The following is a 14,933-nucleotide window of genomic DNA, read 5'->3' as shown; positions in this document are numbered from 1 at the left end:
ATCAAGCTATTTGAGTCCACCCCACAACGCCGTCACGATCGCATCCAGCCCATCCGTCAGCGCCGCCGGCCCCGGCTGCAAGATGATCGGCGACTTGATCTCGACGATGCGGTCGTCGCGCACGGCGGGGATCTCGTTCCAGCAATCGCGCGCGCGGATGCGGGCAGGGACGACTTTCTTGCCGCACCAGGAGGCAAGGATCACGTCGGGCGCTGCCTCGCGCACCGCCTCCGCCGAAACGATGCGATCCTTTGCCGCCTGCCGATGTCGCAGCTCCGGAAACACATCCTCGCCGCCGGCGATCTCGATCAACTCGGACACCCAGCCGATGCCTGAGATCAACGGATCGTCCCATTCCTCGAAATAGACCTTTGGCCGCGCCGATGGGCGAGGTGTTGCCGCTATCTCTGCGAGGCGCCGTTCGAGATCACGGGCAAGGCCTTCGGCGCGTTCAGCGGCGCCGACCAGGGCACCAAGTGTCCGGATCATCGCCAAAATCCCGGCGATGTCGCGCTGATTGAAAACATGGACGTCGACGCCCGCGCGCACGAGATCGGCGACGATGCCGGCCTGGAGGTCAGAGAAGGCCAGCACCAGCTCCGGTTCCAGCGCCAGGATCTTCGGGATGTCTGCTGAGACGAAGGCCGACACCCGCGGCTTCTCCCGCCGCACTTGGGGCGGACGGACGGCGTAGCCGGAGACGCCGATGATGCGGTCCTGCTCGCCGAGCAGGTACAGCGTTTCGACCGTCTCTTCGGTCAGGCAGACGATGCGGCGGGGCGGGAAGTGGCGCATGGGAAGAGCATATGCGCAAATGCCGCCGCCGATGTCAGCAGGGCTATTACCTCGGGCGTCATTGCTTTGCTGCCCGAAGCAATTCACGCTGAAACAACAATGAATTGGGAGGAGATCCGATGACGCCGCTCGAGAAACTTAAAGCGATGAAGATGCCGTTTGCCGAGCTCAAGGGCGTCGAGTTCGTCGAGGCCGAGAAGGACCGCGTGGTGGCACGGATGACGGTCAGGCCCGACCTCTGCACGCTCCACCACACCATCCACGGCGGGGCGGTGATGGCGCTCGCCGATTCCGTCGGTGCCGCCGCGACCGTGATCAATCTCCCGGAGGATGCCAAGGGCACCACGACGCTCGAGAGCAAGACCAACTTCATCGGCGGGGCGAAGGAGGGAACCACGGTTATCGCCACGGCTACACCGGTCCATCGGGGACGGCGGACCCAGGTCTGGAGCACCCGGCTGGAGACCGAGGACGGCAAGCTGGTTGCCGTGGTGACCCAGACCCAGCTGGTCCTCGTATGACTACGGGGGCTTGATTTTGTTAACGAATTGGTCGCCTCGAGGCCTGAAACTTGGGCAGGTTCCCGTCTTGAAAAATATGTTGCGACGCACAATATTGGGGACCTAGGGATTCGAACGCCTCCTCGAGGGACACCAAGAGGAGTTTTGACGTGGTACTTGAAGACACGACCCGCACGACGCCCGTTCCGGGCTATGTGCGGACCTTGAGCCAGCAGGAAGAATTGCCGCTTCTGCGCGATCACCTCCTGCGGCTTGATTCCGCAAGCCGGCACGACCGTTTCAACGGCTTTCTCGACGACAGCTTCATCGAGCGTTACGCCGCCCGCTGCGCCGAGGACGGCACCGTGATTGTCGCCTACATCGTCGACGGCGTGGTCCGCGGTGCGGCCGAGCTGCATCCGCCGGAGGACGATTCGTTGCCCGAGGTCGCCTTCAGCGTGGAAGCCTCGGCACGGCGCCAGAATGTCGGCACCATCTTGTTCAGCCGGCTGATCGCGGAAGCGCGCTGGAAAGGCTACAAGCGCCTGCGCATCACCACCGGCGCCGAGAATCACGCCATGCGCGCGCTCGCCAGGAAGTTCGGGGCGAATCTGCAATTCCGCCATGGCGAATCGACCGGCACGATCGATCTCGCCAAGACGCCCGAGGCCGAGCTCGCTGAACTCGCGGCCTCGCCCTTCACGGCCGGCCGCGCTCTTCTCAGCTTCAACTCGACCTGCTGGAAGATCATCTCCAGCATGTACGGCAATCGCGCCGCCTAAATCCCAACGCGGACTGGAATCAAAAAAGCGGACCGGCAAAACCGGTCCGCTTTCGTATTGGGGATAGGGAATTGAGCGCTCAGGTACCGGTGCGCTTGTCGTTGCCGAAGCGGCGGACGACACGGCGTTCGACCACCACCGAGCGCTGCGCACCCTGTTCGCCTGCGATCACGCGTGTGGCGGTGATGCGGCCGTTGGTGCGGGCCTGCTTCTTCACCTCGGCCTGCACGATTTCGATCGGCATCCCCATCAGCGCTGCCGCGATCTCGGCCTGCTGCTCATGATCGTCGGTGATGCCGACGGCGGCGAAGATCGCCTCGTCCAGGGTCGGCGGATCGTGGCGCACGCGCCGCGTGCCATATTTAGTGTTCCAGTCTGCGCTCATAACGGCCTCGGTTTGATGCCGGGATACCTAGTGCCGGAGATGTTGCATTGCAATATGAATTTGGTGTGGCATCACAGCTATGCGCTCACAGCTTTTCGAGCCTGTCGGCCTCATAGAGGTCGAGCGTGGTTGGCCCCGTGGCCAGCGAGCGCAAGGTGCGCACGAACTCGCCGGATGCAGGTACCGCAAAGTGGGCGGCGAGCGCGGCGCGGTCGGCCCATTGCTCGAGGAACACCAGCCTGAGCGGATTCTCGCAGTCGACATGCACTCCATGGGAGATGCAGCCGGGTTCCTGTCGCGACCGATGAACATGCTCGAGGCTCAGGCGGCGCGCCTCGTCGAACGTCTCGGTGCGGACCGTTACGCTGCCAGTCACAACGATCATGCGCTGTCTCCCGACGTGATTTCCGCTAGGGGGGCGATGCCTCGCGGGGCGTTTCTTTCATCGGTGCCTGCGGCCAGCGTTTCAGCGCCGCGTGTCCGGCCTCGGTCAGCCCGTAGATTCCCCGGTCCGCACGTTCGAACCAGCCATACACATTGTTAAGCAAGATCTTGCCGGCATCGGGACAGCGCTTGCGCAATTCGCGCACCTTTCGTGGCCCGCCGACGAGTTCCGACGCACAGGCCAGCGCCTGCTGGCGATAGGCCGTCATGATCGGCGCGCGGGTGCTGCCGCCGAGAACGGGATCGCCCTGGCGGCGCTGATGTTCGGCGACGAGGCGAGAGCGCTTTTTCGGCTCGCGGCGCGGCGCTGCCGTCGGTGGCTTCACCAGCACCTCGACCTGGCCGCGGTCAGTGACCCCAAGCATACCGAAGCCGAGGCGGCGGCACAGATTGCGATAACGCGCATCGCTCTCGCGTCCCTTGCCGCGGATCGACATCTTTGCAGCGATCCAGACCTCGTCGCCGGCCGGTGCGCGGTCAACCGCCTGGAGGATCAGCTCGAGATTGAAGGCGAGCTTGAGCTCACCAATCACCACGACAGGCGGATCGCCCGCGCTGAGGCCGACGAGGTCGCAGCCGCCGATCTCGCCCTTGACCGTGAAGCCGAGCTCTTCGAGGAAGCGTTTGACGGGTAGATAAAGCGCGGTTTCCAAGGAAAGCGTCCGGGTCTTGCGTTCCGATCCGAGAATCAGTTGCGGCCAGTTTAGCCCGGAACGCAGTTGTGGCTCTGCGCCATTTGATCGGGAACCGATGGTGCGGTTATCCTGCGACCGGGACAGTCGGGCGCTTTACGAAGATGACGATCAGGAATGGCCTCTATCACATTCGCATCGAGATGCTGGATGCCGTCCAGGGCGGCAATCAGGGCGTCATGGTGCTGCGCGACGGCACCATGCGAGGCGGCGATTCATTCTTCTTCGCCTATGGCAGCTACACCTCGGCCGACGGCAAGTGGAAGGGCGAGTTGACCAACGAGGAGCATTCGCCCTCGTTCGACGAGCGCCCGGTGTGGGGCCGCAAGGTCGTGACTATCGGCTTCAGCGGCACCTACACAGGCGAGACCGCCTATGGCGAAGGCATCGCGCTCGCCGGCAAGCAGAGCATCCGCTTCAAAGGCGATCTGCGGCTATTGGTGCCGGACTAAACCCGGCCGCTCACCGGGATCAGCGCGCCGGTGACGCCGCTCGCGGCATCGCTGACGAGGAACAGGATCACTTCGGCGAGTTCCTGCGGCGTCACCCATTTGGAAAAATCCGCCTTCGGCATGTCGGCGCGGTTGGCCTTGGTGTCGATGATCGATGGCAGCACCGCGTTCACGGTCACCTTGCCCTTCCACTCGTTGGCAAGCGCCTCGGTGAGGCGATGCACGCCGGCTTTCGACGCCGCATAGGGGCCCATGCCGGAACCTGCCTGAAGCGCGCCCATGGCGCCGATATTGACGATGCGGCCAGCCCCGGACGCGGCGAGATGCGGCAGCGCCGCGTGCGAGGTGTTGAGGGCCGTCAGCACGTTGAGCGCATGCATGCGCTGCCACGTCTTGATGTCGCCGTCGCCCACGGTCTCGAACGCGAAGCCGCCGGCGATGTTGATCAGCGCATCCAGCCTGCCGAAGTGCTTTGCCGCCGCCTCGACCGCCGTCTTCGCTTGTGCTGGGTCGGACAGATCAACGCCGCCGATCTCGATGCGTTCGGGCGTTGCCGACATCTGCGAGGGCGCGTGATCGATGCCGGCCACACGCGCGCCGCGCGCCAACGCTGTCTCGGCGACAACCTTGCCAAGGGCGCCGAGCGCGCCCGTCACGATCAGAACCTTGCCTTGCATCGTCGTTCTCCCGGCACGGCCGCTTACGATTGCAGATAACGCGCCTTCAGCGCGGTTTGCTCCGGTGTGCCGAGCTTGAGGCCGTCGCGCAAGTAGGTTTCGAGACCGCCATATTCGTTGGAGACGGCCTCGAAGGCAGCACCAAGATATGAGGCTTCGACGCCGCCGATCGCATCGAGGACGTCGGCGGGAAGATCGGAAGCGTTCGATGCGTCGCGCCTGTAGTGTTGGTTGGTCAACAGGTAGTCCTCGGCAATGACCTCGTCGGCCACGCCGAGCGCATGCAAGATCAGCGCGCTTGCAAAGCCAGTGCGGTCCTTGCCGGCGGTGCAGTGGATCACCAGCGGCGCGCGGTCTTCCAGGAGATGGCCGAACAGCGCGCGAAAGCTGTGCGTGTTGTGGCGGACATAGTTGCGGTAGGACTCCCGCATGAGTTCGAGCGCGACCGGCGCGGTGAGCCTGCCCTCGGCAAGCTCGGCGCGCAGCGCGGCCACCACGGTCGGCTCGATCGGCAGCGAATGCACCGTGATCTCGTTCACGACGCAGACGCCGGCCGCGCGCTCCTCGACGCCGCGAAAATCGAAGGCGCTGCGCACGCCCAGCGCGCGGACGATTTCGACGTCGGCGGCCGTGAGCTGGCCGAGATGGTTGGAGCGGAAGATGTGGCGCCAGCGCGTGGCGCGGCCATCCGAAGTCGGATAGCCGCCGAGGTCGCGAAAATTGCTGGCGCCTTGCAGGGCGAGGTGGCGGGCAGGGGAATCTGGCATGAGATCAGCTTGGGTTATGTTTCCACTGGACGCACTGCGGCGTCTTTGAGTGCATTCAGGGGGCAATCATGGGCCGGCACAAGGCCATTGTTTTGGCGATCACCATGCTGTCGGGCGGAATTATCGGTGCGGGACAGGCGGATGCGCAGACGTTCCGGACCTATCGCTGTGCCGATGGTACGCAGTTCATCGTGGGATTTTATGACGATGACAAACGCGCCTTCCTCCAAATCGACGGCGAACCTGTCACGCTGAAGAAGCGGCTGGCGCTTTCTGGCACCCGCTATTCGGGGGCAGGGATCACGCTGAGGATCGGCAAGACCGGAGCGACCACGGTCCAGCATCTGAAGCGGCCGGTCACTTCCTGCACGGTGATCGAAAAGCCCGCCCTCTAGCCGGGAGTCCAGCAGGAATCAAAAAGGGCCGAAACCTCGTTGTTTCGACCCTTTTTCAAACTTCCGTCGGACGCTTGCGCGCGCGCGGCGGTATCATACCAAACACAAACATTAGCGTTCCCATTTGGGCTTTGCTTCGTCGACCGCATCCTGGTGGTACCAGCTGTCGCTGCAGATCGAGACGTTCGCGGGAAGCGAAGCATGATCGGCGGGAAGGCGGGTGTCGCCATAGCGGCGTCCGGCGAGAGCCGCGCGGCCCCCGACAGGGAATTGGTAGATCGTTGCAGATCCGTGATTCAGACCATTATTCATCATTGCGATTGCTCCTGGGTCGAAGCGCCTTGGCCTCCATGGTGCGCCCGACTCGTTCGATTGTGGTTACTGAATTCTCCATATCGGCCGCGCATCCCGAATTGGAAAGTGCTGAAAAGGAAATCAGTTGCTGCCTAATCTGTAGGCATGTGACCCTCTGCATCCCCTAAGGCACCGCGTCGGTGGCTAACGCCTGGGCCATTCCAAAGGTTGCTAGGCAGGGCGCAGGACTTTGCGAAAGTTGCCGGACGTTGATGCGCGTTTCATCGGCAACCTCCGGCAACGATGCGTCTGCTCCAGAATCAGGCGTTTTCCGCGGGATTTTTGCGGTGCAGCTTCACGCGAAGGTGCGCGGCTATGACGCACGCCGCCGAGGACGGTTTGCCGTCGGCGGGCCGACCCCGGCCGCGGTGGAAAACCACCCGCGCTGCGGCCTTTTGGCACGCAAAATGCTTGTAGAGGGTCGGCCGATGATGGCCGGGTACAAACGTGCGGGGGCTCTCAACCCCACCTTTCGCATCATCTACAGAGAGGCTCAATGACCAAGTATAAGCTCGAGTACATTTGGCTCGACGGATATACGCCGACTCCGAACTTGCGCGGCAAAACTCAGATCAAGGAATTCGCGTCGTTCCCGACGCTCGAGCAGCTTCCGCTCTGGGGCTTCGATGGCTCCTCCACGCAGCAGGCCGAAGGCCACAGCTCCGATTGCGTGCTGAAGCCGGTCGCCGTGTTCCCGGACGCCGCGCGCACCAACGGCGTGCTCGTGATGTGCGAAGTCATGATGCCCGATGGCAAGACCCCGCACGCATCCAACAAGCGCGCCACCATCCTCGATGACGCCGGCGCATGGTTCGGCTTCGAGCAGGAATACTTCTTCTACAAGGACGGCCGTCCGCTCGGCTTCCCGGCCTCCGGCTATCCGGCCCCGCAGGGTCCGTACTACACCGGCGTCGGCTTCTCGAACGTCGGCGACGTCGCCCGCAAGATCGTCGAAGAGCATCTCGACCTCTGTCTGGCGGCCGGCATCAACCATGAAGGCATCAACGCGGAAGTCGCGAAGGGCCAGTGGGAATTCCAGATCTTCGGCAAGGGCTCCAAGAAGGCCGCTGACGAAATGTGGATGGCCCGCTACCTGATGCTGCGCCTGACCGAGAAGTACGGCATCGACATCGAGTTCCACTGCAAGCCGCTCGGCGACACCGACTGGAACGGCTCCGGCATGCACGCCAACTTCTCGACCGAGTACATGCGTACGGTCGGCGGCAAGGAGTACTTCGAGGCGCTGATGGCGGCCTTCGACAAGAACCTGATGGACCACATCGCCGTCTACGGCCCGGACAACGACAAGCGTCTGACCGGCAAGCACGAGACCGCGCCGTGGAACAAGTTCAGCTACGGCGTTGCCGATCGCGGCGCGTCGATCCGCGTTCCGCACTCCTTCGCCAACAACGGCTACAAGGGCTATCTGGAAGACCGCCGTCCGAACTCGCAGGGCGACCCATACCAGATCGCTTCGCAGATCCTGAAGACGATCGCGTCCGTGCCGGCCGACAAGAAGGCCGCGGCCTAAGATCCTCCCGGCCCGGGCCGGGGGGCTGGCCCGGGTTGGTCTTCAATCCGCCGGAGCTTCAAAGCTCCGGCGGATTTTTGCATTCCGATGACAGCCGTTGTTGTGGGTCTGCCGGCCATGCCGGCTTGAAGTCTGTCCATCGCCGGCGAAACCGGGATAGAATGCCCCGGGATGCGCGGGGCCGGGGACACGGCTGGTGTTTGAAGGCTTCTACAAGGTGCGATTTCAGCTCGGCGACGCGGTCGGCCGGAGCGTGATGCATGTCGGCAATGGAAAGATGCTCGGCGGCAATTCGGCCTTCGCTCATATCGGCACCTATGAGAGGACCGAAGCCGGCGTCGACATCGTCATCAAGACGGTCCGCCACAACCCGGACCCGAACTACCGCGCCATGGCCGGCACCGACGATGCGACCTTGCTCGCGAAAGGCTGGGCCGACGGCGATCTCTATCGCTTCAAGGGCGAGCTGAAAGAGCTGCCCGGCGTGCCGTTCCAGTCGGTGATGACGCCGATCACCGAAGACGAGGTGCCGATCGCGGGCGGTGTCGGCGAGGCCGGCATCGCCGACGGGCTCTACTCGATCCACCTTCGCATGCTCGACGGCGTCGATGGCGGGCTCACCGGCGTGATGCTGCTCAACCAGGGCCGCATCCTCGGCGGCGATGCCTCGTTCTACTATCTCGGCAGCTACACTGCTGCGAATGGCCGCTGGAAGGGGCAGATCCTCAATCAGGAGCACACGCCGGCCAAGGACGATCCGATCTTCGGCGGCCACGAGGTCGGCATCGGTTTCTCCGGCACCTATGACGCGGAGCAGGCTGTACTGGAGGCAACGGCGCTCGTCGGCAAGCGCAGCCTGCGCCTGACCGCCGCGCTCAAGCTGATGCACCGCGCCTGATCGCGACAGGAATAGCCCATGGAAAACATTCGCATGCTCTCGACGCTCGGCCTGATGGGCGCGATGCGCAGCCTGTCCTCCGCCTTCGAGGCCGCTCACGGCATCCACGTCGATGCCGACTTCGCGCCGACCCTGGCACTGCTGAAACGACTACGCGACGGCGAGGCCGCCGATCTCGTCATCCTGACCCGTGAGGGGCTCGACGAGATGATCGGCGAGGGCCGCGTGGCCGCAGGTAGCGCAGCCGATCTGGCGCGCTCCTTCGTCGGCATCGCCGTGCGGGCAGGGCAGGCGCATCCCGATATCTCCAGCGAAGCTGCATTGCGCAAGTCGCTGCTCGCGGCGCGATCCGTCGCCTATTCGCGGCTGGGCGCGAGCGGTGTCTATTTCGCCCAGTTGATCCAGCGATGGGGCATCGCGGCCGAGATCAACGCCAAGGCCACCATCGTCGAGCAGGGCTTTACGGCGGAGCGGCTCGTCAGCGGCGAGGCTGACCTCGCCGTGCAGCAGATCAGTGAGCTGAAGCAGGTCGAGGGCATCGAGGTCGTCGGCCCGATCCCGCACGATTTGCAGACACCGGCCGTGTTTTCCGCCGGCCGCATGGCCAACGCCAGACATGCCGAAGCGGCCGATCGGCTGCTGCGCTATCTGGCATCGCCGGAGGTCGTCCCGGTGCTGCGCCAATCGGGACTCGAGCCTTGAATTTGCCGGAGCAGAGACGCAACGTGGTGCCCATGCGGACTTGTCTCCTTGCCATCCTCCTCACGCTTACAACGCCGTTATTGGCGCACGCGCAATCGGCCGATCTCGTCCTGTGCGACCGGCTGGCCGCCGATCCCAGCGATCCCGACAAGCCGGCCGATGTGAAGGGCGTGACGGAGCTTGCTGCATCTGACATTGCGACCGCCGTCAAATTCTGCAAGCAGGCCGCACCGTCGTCGCGGCGCGCGATGTTCGCGCTTGGCCGCGCCTATGCCGCCAACCGGCAGACGGCGGAGGCGATCGCCGCCTGGCGCAAGGCGGCCGACAAGGGCTCGAGCGCGGCGATGGTCGAGCTCGGTGTCGCCTACGGCACCGGCTCCGGTGTTGCGAAAGACGAAGCACAAGCACGCAAGCTGTTCGAGCGGGCGGCGCAGGCCGGCAATCCTCGCGGTGTCAGCAATCTTGCCGCGCTCGGCGGCGCCGGCGGTGCTGCGCCGGCCGACCCCGCACAGGCGCGCGCGCTGCTCGGCAGGGCGGCCGAGACCAACGCGGAGGCGCAGTACCAGCTTGGCCTGATGCTCTCCAACGGCAACGGCGGCGAGAAGGACGACGTCGCGGCGCGCGCGATGTTCGAGAAGGCGGCGGCGCAAAACCATCCCGGCGCGCTGGAGCGGATGGGCGCCTTCGCGCAGGAAGGCCGCGGCGGCGCGAAGGACAAGGATGCCGCCAAGGCCTATTACGAGCGCGCTGCCGCGCTCGGCGACGAGGATGCCAAGAAGGCGCTGGAGCGGCTGCGCTGCCCCTATGCGATCAAGGACAAGCAGGGCAAGCTCGTCACCACGCTGTGCTTCTAGCTCACTTGTAGTAGTAGGCGACGTTGTTGCGGGCGTCGCGATAAGTCGTATCGAGAAAGTCCGGATATTGAGCGGCCGCGCGCGCGACGGCGCGCACGACGCACTCCCAGAAATCGCCTATCCAGTTGAAGTGCTCGAAGGTGGCATCTTCGAACTTCACGGCGGTGATGATGGCCTGCCGGATTGCTGCGTCATCGGCGCGTGGATGGGCGCGCTTCACATAACCGAACATCGGTCCCTCATGGGCGTGGTCGCGGTCGTAGCGGTATTTCTCGGCCATCTGCTGCGGGGTGAGGGTGCGATAGACGCGCACCTCTTCGTCGGTCGGGCGTCCGTCGAGTGTGTTGAACCGGTAGCGCCGGCACCAGAGCTCGAAGGCCGCATCGAGCAGCGGCTGCTTTGCAGCGCTGGCGATGATCGCTGCGATCTGCGCTTCGGCTGAAGGCTCTGTCTGGTTCATGCCGCTTTGTCGTGCGCTCACTCCGGCGGGTTCGAAGGGGCCTCAAGGATGAACCAGCTCCGGCACGGGCCGTTGAACCACAACATGAGGAGGGCCGCCCGGGATCGCACGAAACAAAAAAGTCAAAAACAACCCCATGCACAGTAGCCAAGTCGTCGAAATCACTAAGTTCGTATTTTACGAAAATCAATTGACCCGTCGGGCAAAACAGGGGCATGATGGCATCATGCGGCGAGTGGGCTCCGCTCCCGGCCCTGCGCTGAAAAGCCGGATGACCTCGGTGCGTCTGAGTTCGTAGTGCATGATTCGAGGCTCCAGTTTCGGAGCTTGAATCATGTCCGCGGTGATACCATCAAGCCGCATTGGCCCTGCGAGGCGCCGCTAACTGGTTCGACCCGGTCGCGAATGACCCGCAACGGACCTCGCCTCTTAGGCAACTGGTGACGTTCATATCCTGTCCGCGTTCCTCCTGTGATATTAATGACGCAATCGGCCAAATATGGCGCGCGCTTTGTCGGATGACCGATATTGGTCGGACTCCGCGATGTTCCCCCGCTAAACCTGATACCGCAGAGCCCCGCTTAACGGGTCCATGCGCGACGGGCGCCGCAAAGGCGCAACGGAATTTCAAACGTCGCTATCTGGGCTGCGGGGAGATTTGGGTTGTCTTATTTTGTAGCGTCTGAAGGCGCGCTGGAAACCGGCGCGGCCGTTGTTGGGCGCAAGCGATCGATTAGCCGCTTTGCGGCGCTGACCTTGGCCGCGTTGTCCCGTCGCCTGCTGGGCACCAGCTCCACGGTGGCGCTCGGACTGGTCCTGGCGACATCGACGCCATCGCGCGCCACCGACTGGACCGGCGCCACCTCAACCGACTGGTTCACCGCCGGCAACTGGTCGGCCGGCGTTCCAACCAGCGCGGTCGACGTGAATATCGACACGGTCGCGCCCAATGCCACAGTGGTCGGAGCGGCCGGCGCGCAAGCGAACACTGTCTTTGTCGGCATTTCCGGCACCGGCACGCTGACAATCCAGAGCGGCGGCAACTTGAGCGACTTCAACGGCTATGTCGGCTTCAATGCCGGCTCGACCGGCACCGCGACGATTGATGGCGCCGGCTCGGCCTGGACCGCTTCCAACTTGTTCGCTGTCGGCTATTACGGCACCGGCACGCTGACGATCCAGAACGGCGGCACGGTAAGCAACACCAACATCGGCTTGATCGGGTCCAATGTCGGCTCGACCGGTACCGTGACGGTCGATGGCGCTGGCTCGGCCTGGACCAATTCCACCAACCTCGCTGTCGGCAATTCCGGCACCGGCACGCTGACGATCCGGAACGGCGGCACGGTGAGCAGCGCCTCCGGCGTTCTCGGCCAAAATTTCGGTTCGACCGGTACCGTAACGGTGGATGGCGCCGGCTCGTCCTGGACCAATTCCAGCGACCTCGAGGTCGGCTATGTCGGCGCCGGCACGCTGACGATCCGGAACGGCGGCAAGGTGAGCAACGTCACCGGCGGTCTCGGCATCAATACCGGCTCGACCGGCACCGTGACGGTCGATGGCGTCGGCTCGTCCTGGACCAATTCCGGCGATCTTTCTGTCGGCAATTCCGGCACCGGCACGCTGACGATCCGGAACGGCGGCACGGTGAGCAGCAACACCGGCTATCTCGGCAACAATGTCGGCTCGACCGGAACCGTGACGGTTGACGGTGCCGGCTCCTCCTGGACCAATTCCGGCCTCGTGGTCGGCGGGTCCGGCACCGGCACGCTGGCGATCCGGAACGGCGGCAAGGTGAGCAACGTCACCGGCGTTCTCGGCTTCAATGCCGGCTCGACCGGCGCAGCGACGGTTGATGGCGTCGGCTCGGCCTGGACCAATTCCGGCTCGCTCTTTGTTGGCTATTCCGGCGCCGGCACGCTGACGATCCAGAACGGCGGCACGGTGAGCAACAACTACGGCTTCCTCGGCTACTATTCGACCGGCACCGTGACGGTTGATGGCGCCGGCTCGTCCTGGACCAATTCCGGCTCGCTCTTTGTTGGCTATTCCGGCACCGGCACGCTGACGATCGCCAATGGCGGCGCCGTCTCGGCGGCTTCGGGCATGCAAATCGCCCTTAACCTCGGCTCGACCGGCACGCTCAATATCGGCGCCGCCTCCGGTCAGGCCGCGGCCGCGCCGGGCACGCTGACCACGCCCTCGGTCGTGTTCGGGGCAGGCACCGGCAGCATCGTCTTCAACCACACCGCCTCGAACTACACATTCGCCCCGGTCATTTCTGGCGCGGGGTCGGTGACGGTGGAGAACGGCACCACCATCCTGACCGCGACCAACACCTATAGCGGGCCGACCACGGTCAATGGCGGCACGCTGGCGGTCAACGGCTCCATCGCCAATTCGGCGGTGACGGTCAATGCCGGTGGCACGCTCGGCGGCAACGGCACCGTCGGCAATACCACCGTCAACGCCGGCGGCGTGCTCGCGCCCGGCAATTCGATCGGCACGCTGACGGTCGGCGGCGATCTGGCGTTCGGCGCCGGCAGCATCTACCGCGTCGAGGTCTCGCCATCGGCCGCCGACCGCGCCAATGTCACGGGCATCGCGAGCCTGACCGGCGGCACCGTGCAGACGAGCTTCCTGCCCGGAACCTATGTCCGCAAGAGCTACACCATCCTGTCGGCGGCCGGCGGCCTCGGCGGCACCACCTTCAGCGGCGTGAGCAGCAGCCTGCCCGGTTTCACTGTCGGCCTGAGCTACACGCTGTCCGATGTGTTGCTGAACCTCACGGCCTCGCTCGGCGCCGGCACCTCGCTGCCGGGCAATGGGCAGACCGTCACATCCACGCTCAACAACTTCTTCAACAATGGCGGCGCGCTGCCGCCGGGCTTTGTCGCGCTGTTTGGTCTCACCGGCAGCAATCTTTCAGCCGCGCTGTCGCAAACCTCCGGCGAGACCGCGACCGGCTCGCAGCAGACGACCTTCAACGCAATGAACCAGTTCATGGGGGTGCTGACCGATCCCTTCATCGACGGTCGCGGCGATGGCGTTTCAGCGGGATCATCCGCGGGCGCGTCGGCCTACGCCTCGCCGGACAGACCGCGTTCCGGTGCGGCGCGGGACGCCAATGCGATGTTCACCAAGGCGCCCGTCATGGCCGATCCGTTCGCGCAGCGCTGGAGCGTGTGGGCGGCAGGCTATGGCGGCTCGCAGACCACGGACGGCAACACGACACTCGGCTCCAACAACACGACCAGCCGCATCGCAGGCATCGCGGTCGGCGCCGATTACCGTATCTCGCCGAATACGCTGGCGGGCTTTGCGCTCGCCGGCGGTGGTACGAACTTCAGCGTCGTCAATGGCGGCTCTGGCCGATCTGACCTGTTCCAGGCCGGCGCCTTCGTCCGGCACAATGCGGGTGCGGCGTATCTCTCCGGCGCGCTGGCCTATGGCTGGCAGGACATCACCACCAACCGCACCGTGACGGTGGCCGGCATCGACCAGTTGCGCGCGCAGTTCAACGCCAATGCCTTCTCGGGTCGCGTCGAAGGCGGCTATCGCTTTGTCAGCCCGTGGATGGGCGGCATCGGCATCACGCCCTACGCGGCAGGACAGTTCACCACCTTCGACCTGCCGGCCTATGCCGAGCAGGCGGTAACCGGCGTCAACACCTTTGCGCTCGCCTACGCCTCGAAGAGTGTCACTGATACGCGCAGCGAGCTCGGCCTTCGCAGCGACAAATCATATGCGATGGCGGACGGAATCTTCACGCTGCGAGGGCGCCTGGCATGGGCGCATGATTTCAATCCCGACCGCAATATCGGCGCGACGTTCCAGACGCTGCCGGGCGCATCCTTTGTCGTTGGCGGCGCCGCGCAAGCCAGCGACTCCGCGCTCGTCACCGCTTCTGCCGAAAAGAAATGGCTGAACGGTTGGTCCGCCGCCGGCACTTTCGAACGCGAGTTCTCTCAGCTCACCAGGAGCTACGCCGGCAAGGGCGTCGTGCGGTATGCGTGGTGAGGTGGCGACTTCCCGAACGACGCCTCTCCAATGCCAACTGGTGATGTCGATATCCGCGTTCCTCCTGTGATATTAATCACGCAGTCGGCCAAATAGGGCGGCGCGCTTTGTCGGATGACCGATATTGGTCGGACACCGCGATGTTCCCCCGCTAAACCTGATTCCACAGAGCCCCGCTTAACGGGTCCATGCGCGACCGGCGCCGCAACGGCGCAATGGTATTTC

General features: G+C 64.4%; 17 protein-coding genes. 9 read left to right on the top strand and 8 right to left on the bottom strand.

Translation table 11 applies throughout. The features are described 5' to 3' along the window. Positions 1 to 6 precede the first annotated feature (6 nt). Positions 7 to 795: a cobalamin-binding protein gene (locus ACVJ5M_RS27590; protein WP_063983634.1), complete on the bottom strand. Its 789-nt coding sequence runs from the start codon at positions 793 to 795 to the stop codon at positions 7 to 9. A gap of 119 nt (positions 796 to 914) precedes the next feature. Here ACVJ5M_RS27590 and ACVJ5M_RS27585 point away from each other — a divergent pair, with 119 nt between their 5' ends. Next, positions 915 to 1,316 carry a PaaI family thioesterase gene (locus tag ACVJ5M_RS27585; RefSeq protein WP_028157491.1) on the top strand — a complete coding sequence of 134 codons (402 nt, stop codon included), beginning with the start codon at positions 915 to 917 and terminating at the stop codon, positions 1,314 to 1,316. Positions 1,317 to 1,465: 149 nt separating this feature from the next. After that, positions 1,466 to 2,077, top strand: coding sequence for a GNAT family N-acetyltransferase (locus ACVJ5M_RS27580; protein WP_028147806.1), 612 nt, complete (start codon positions 1,466 to 1,468; stop codon positions 2,075 to 2,077). 79 nt (positions 2,078 to 2,156) lie between these two features. On the opposite strand, the gene ACVJ5M_RS27575 is transcribed toward ACVJ5M_RS27580, so the two are convergent. The 3 genes from ACVJ5M_RS27575 to ACVJ5M_RS27565 form a co-directional block, all read right to left on the bottom strand. After that, positions 2,157 to 2,462 (bottom strand): hypothetical protein, encoded by a 306-nt coding sequence (locus ACVJ5M_RS27575; protein ID WP_063983633.1) that lies wholly within the window; start codon positions 2,460 to 2,462, stop codon positions 2,157 to 2,159. An 85-nt stretch (positions 2,463 to 2,547) separates the two neighbouring features. Further along, positions 2,548 to 2,847, bottom strand: coding sequence for a putative quinol monooxygenase (locus ACVJ5M_RS27570; RefSeq protein ID WP_063983632.1), 300 nt, complete (start codon positions 2,845 to 2,847; stop codon positions 2,548 to 2,550). A gap of 25 nt (positions 2,848 to 2,872) precedes the next feature. Then, a complete protein-coding gene (locus tag ACVJ5M_RS27565; RefSeq protein ID WP_063983631.1) occupies positions 2,873 to 3,559 on the bottom strand; it encodes a DUF2161 domain-containing phosphodiesterase in 687 nt (228 codons plus the stop codon). Positions 3,560 to 3,702: 143 nt separating this feature from the next. Here ACVJ5M_RS27565 and ACVJ5M_RS27560 point away from each other — a divergent pair, with 143 nt between their 5' ends. Next, positions 3,703 to 4,050, top strand: coding sequence for a GrlR family regulatory protein (locus ACVJ5M_RS27560; protein WP_063983630.1), 348 nt, complete (start codon positions 3,703 to 3,705; stop codon positions 4,048 to 4,050). On the opposite strand, the gene ACVJ5M_RS27555 is transcribed toward ACVJ5M_RS27560, so the two are convergent. Both ACVJ5M_RS27555 and ACVJ5M_RS27550 read right to left on the bottom strand, forming a co-directional pair. Beyond that, positions 4,047 to 4,727, bottom strand: a complete 681-nt coding sequence (locus ACVJ5M_RS27555) for an SDR family oxidoreductase (RefSeq protein ID WP_063983629.1) — start codon at positions 4,725 to 4,727, stop codon at positions 4,047 to 4,049. The two genes, ACVJ5M_RS27560 and ACVJ5M_RS27555, sit on opposite strands and share 4 nt — an antisense overlap. A gap of 23 nt (positions 4,728 to 4,750) precedes the next feature. Continuing rightward, positions 4,751 to 5,494, bottom strand: coding sequence for a tyrosine-protein phosphatase (locus ACVJ5M_RS27550; protein WP_063983628.1), 744 nt, complete (start codon positions 5,492 to 5,494; stop codon positions 4,751 to 4,753). 68 nt (positions 5,495 to 5,562) lie between these two features. On the opposite strand from ACVJ5M_RS27550, the gene ACVJ5M_RS27545 reads away from it, so the two are divergent. Then, the gene (locus tag ACVJ5M_RS27545) at positions 5,563 to 5,889 is read left to right on the top strand and encodes an MliC family protein (RefSeq protein ID WP_063983627.1); all 327 of its coding nucleotides are present in this window, start codon (positions 5,563 to 5,565) and stop codon (positions 5,887 to 5,889) included. A 111-nt stretch (positions 5,890 to 6,000) separates the two neighbouring features. Here the strand turns inward: ACVJ5M_RS27545 and ACVJ5M_RS27540 are convergent, their stop codons facing one another. Then, positions 6,001 to 6,204, bottom strand: coding sequence for a DUF2735 domain-containing protein (locus ACVJ5M_RS27540; protein WP_028147811.1), 204 nt, complete (start codon positions 6,202 to 6,204; stop codon positions 6,001 to 6,003). Positions 6,205 to 6,739: 535 nt separating this feature from the next. On the opposite strand from ACVJ5M_RS27540, the gene ACVJ5M_RS27535 reads away from it, so the two are divergent. The 4 genes from ACVJ5M_RS27535 (at position 6,740) to ACVJ5M_RS27520 (ending at position 10,228) form a co-directional block, all read left to right on the top strand. Then, positions 6,740 to 7,774 (top strand): glutamine synthetase beta-grasp domain-containing protein, encoded by a 1,035-nt coding sequence (locus ACVJ5M_RS27535; protein WP_063983625.1) that lies wholly within the window; start codon positions 6,740 to 6,742, stop codon positions 7,772 to 7,774. Positions 7,775 to 7,970: 196 nt separating this feature from the next. After that, positions 7,971 to 8,672: a GrlR family regulatory protein gene (locus tag ACVJ5M_RS27530; protein WP_283018687.1), complete on the top strand. Its 702-nt coding sequence runs from the start codon at positions 7,971 to 7,973 to the stop codon at positions 8,670 to 8,672. Between the two features lie 18 nt (positions 8,673 to 8,690). Beyond that, the gene (locus tag ACVJ5M_RS27525; protein WP_247311209.1) at positions 8,691 to 9,374 is read left to right on the top strand and encodes a substrate-binding domain-containing protein; all 684 of its coding nucleotides are present in this window, start codon (positions 8,691 to 8,693) and stop codon (positions 9,372 to 9,374) included. Positions 9,375 to 9,406: 32 nt separating this feature from the next. Beyond that, positions 9,407 to 10,228: a tetratricopeptide repeat protein gene (locus ACVJ5M_RS27520; RefSeq protein WP_283018688.1), complete on the top strand. Its 822-nt coding sequence runs from the start codon at positions 9,407 to 9,409 to the stop codon at positions 10,226 to 10,228. A gap of 1 nt (position 10,229) precedes the next feature. Here ACVJ5M_RS27520 and ACVJ5M_RS27515 read toward each other — a convergent pair whose 3' ends face one another. Then, positions 10,230 to 10,688, bottom strand: a complete 459-nt coding sequence (locus ACVJ5M_RS27515) for a hypothetical protein (RefSeq protein WP_063983621.1) — start codon at positions 10,686 to 10,688, stop codon at positions 10,230 to 10,232. Positions 10,689 to 11,351: 663 nt separating this feature from the next. On the opposite strand from ACVJ5M_RS27515, the gene ACVJ5M_RS27510 reads away from it, so the two are divergent. Continuing rightward, positions 11,352 to 14,708 carry an autotransporter outer membrane beta-barrel domain-containing protein gene (locus tag ACVJ5M_RS27510; RefSeq protein ID WP_354099489.1) on the top strand — a complete coding sequence of 1,119 codons (3,357 nt, stop codon included), beginning with the start codon at positions 11,352 to 11,354 and terminating at the stop codon, positions 14,706 to 14,708. Positions 14,709 to 14,933: the final 225 nt, after the last annotated feature.

Source organism: Bradyrhizobium sp. S3.7.6, assembly GCF_054061875.1.
The sequence above is the reverse complement of the archived record's forward strand: the minus strand, read 5'-3'. Positions and strand labels throughout refer to the sequence as shown.

Excerpts from the sequence above, each read along its gene's own strand:
- ACVJ5M_RS27550 (WP_063983628.1), bottom strand. The coding sequence starts at position 5,494 with ATGCCAGATTCCCCTGCCCGCCACCTCGCCCTGCAAGGCGCCAGCAAT.
- ACVJ5M_RS27545 (WP_063983627.1), top strand. The coding sequence starts at position 5,563 with ATGGGCCGGCACAAGGCCATTGTTTTGGCGATCACCATGCTGTCGGGC.
- ACVJ5M_RS27560 (WP_063983630.1), top strand. The coding sequence starts at position 3,703 with ATGACGATCAGGAATGGCCTCTATCACATTCGCATCGAGATGCTGGAT.
- ACVJ5M_RS27570 (WP_063983632.1), bottom strand. The coding sequence starts at position 2,847 with ATGATCGTTGTGACTGGCAGCGTAACGGTCCGCACCGAGACGTTCGAC.
- ACVJ5M_RS27585 (WP_028157491.1), top strand. The coding sequence starts at position 915 with ATGACGCCGCTCGAGAAACTTAAAGCGATGAAGATGCCGTTTGCCGAG.
- ACVJ5M_RS27525 (WP_247311209.1), top strand. The coding sequence starts at position 8,691 with ATGGAAAACATTCGCATGCTCTCGACGCTCGGCCTGATGGGCGCGATG.
- ACVJ5M_RS27515 (WP_063983621.1), bottom strand. The coding sequence starts at position 10,688 with ATGAACCAGACAGAGCCTTCAGCCGAAGCGCAGATCGCAGCGATCATC.
- ACVJ5M_RS27540 (WP_028147811.1), bottom strand. The coding sequence starts at position 6,204 with ATGATGAATAATGGTCTGAATCACGGATCTGCAACGATCTACCAATTC.
- ACVJ5M_RS27575 (WP_063983633.1), bottom strand. The coding sequence starts at position 2,462 with ATGAGCGCAGACTGGAACACTAAATATGGCACGCGGCGCGTGCGCCAC.
- ACVJ5M_RS27555 (WP_063983629.1), bottom strand. The coding sequence starts at position 4,727 with ATGCAAGGCAAGGTTCTGATCGTGACGGGCGCGCTCGGCGCCCTTGGC.
- ACVJ5M_RS27520 (WP_283018688.1), top strand. The coding sequence starts at position 9,407 with ATGCGGACTTGTCTCCTTGCCATCCTCCTCACGCTTACAACGCCGTTA.
- ACVJ5M_RS27590 (WP_063983634.1), bottom strand. The coding sequence starts at position 795 with ATGCGCCACTTCCCGCCCCGCCGCATCGTCTGCCTGACCGAAGAGACG.
- ACVJ5M_RS27535 (WP_063983625.1), top strand. The coding sequence starts at position 6,740 with ATGACCAAGTATAAGCTCGAGTACATTTGGCTCGACGGATATACGCCG.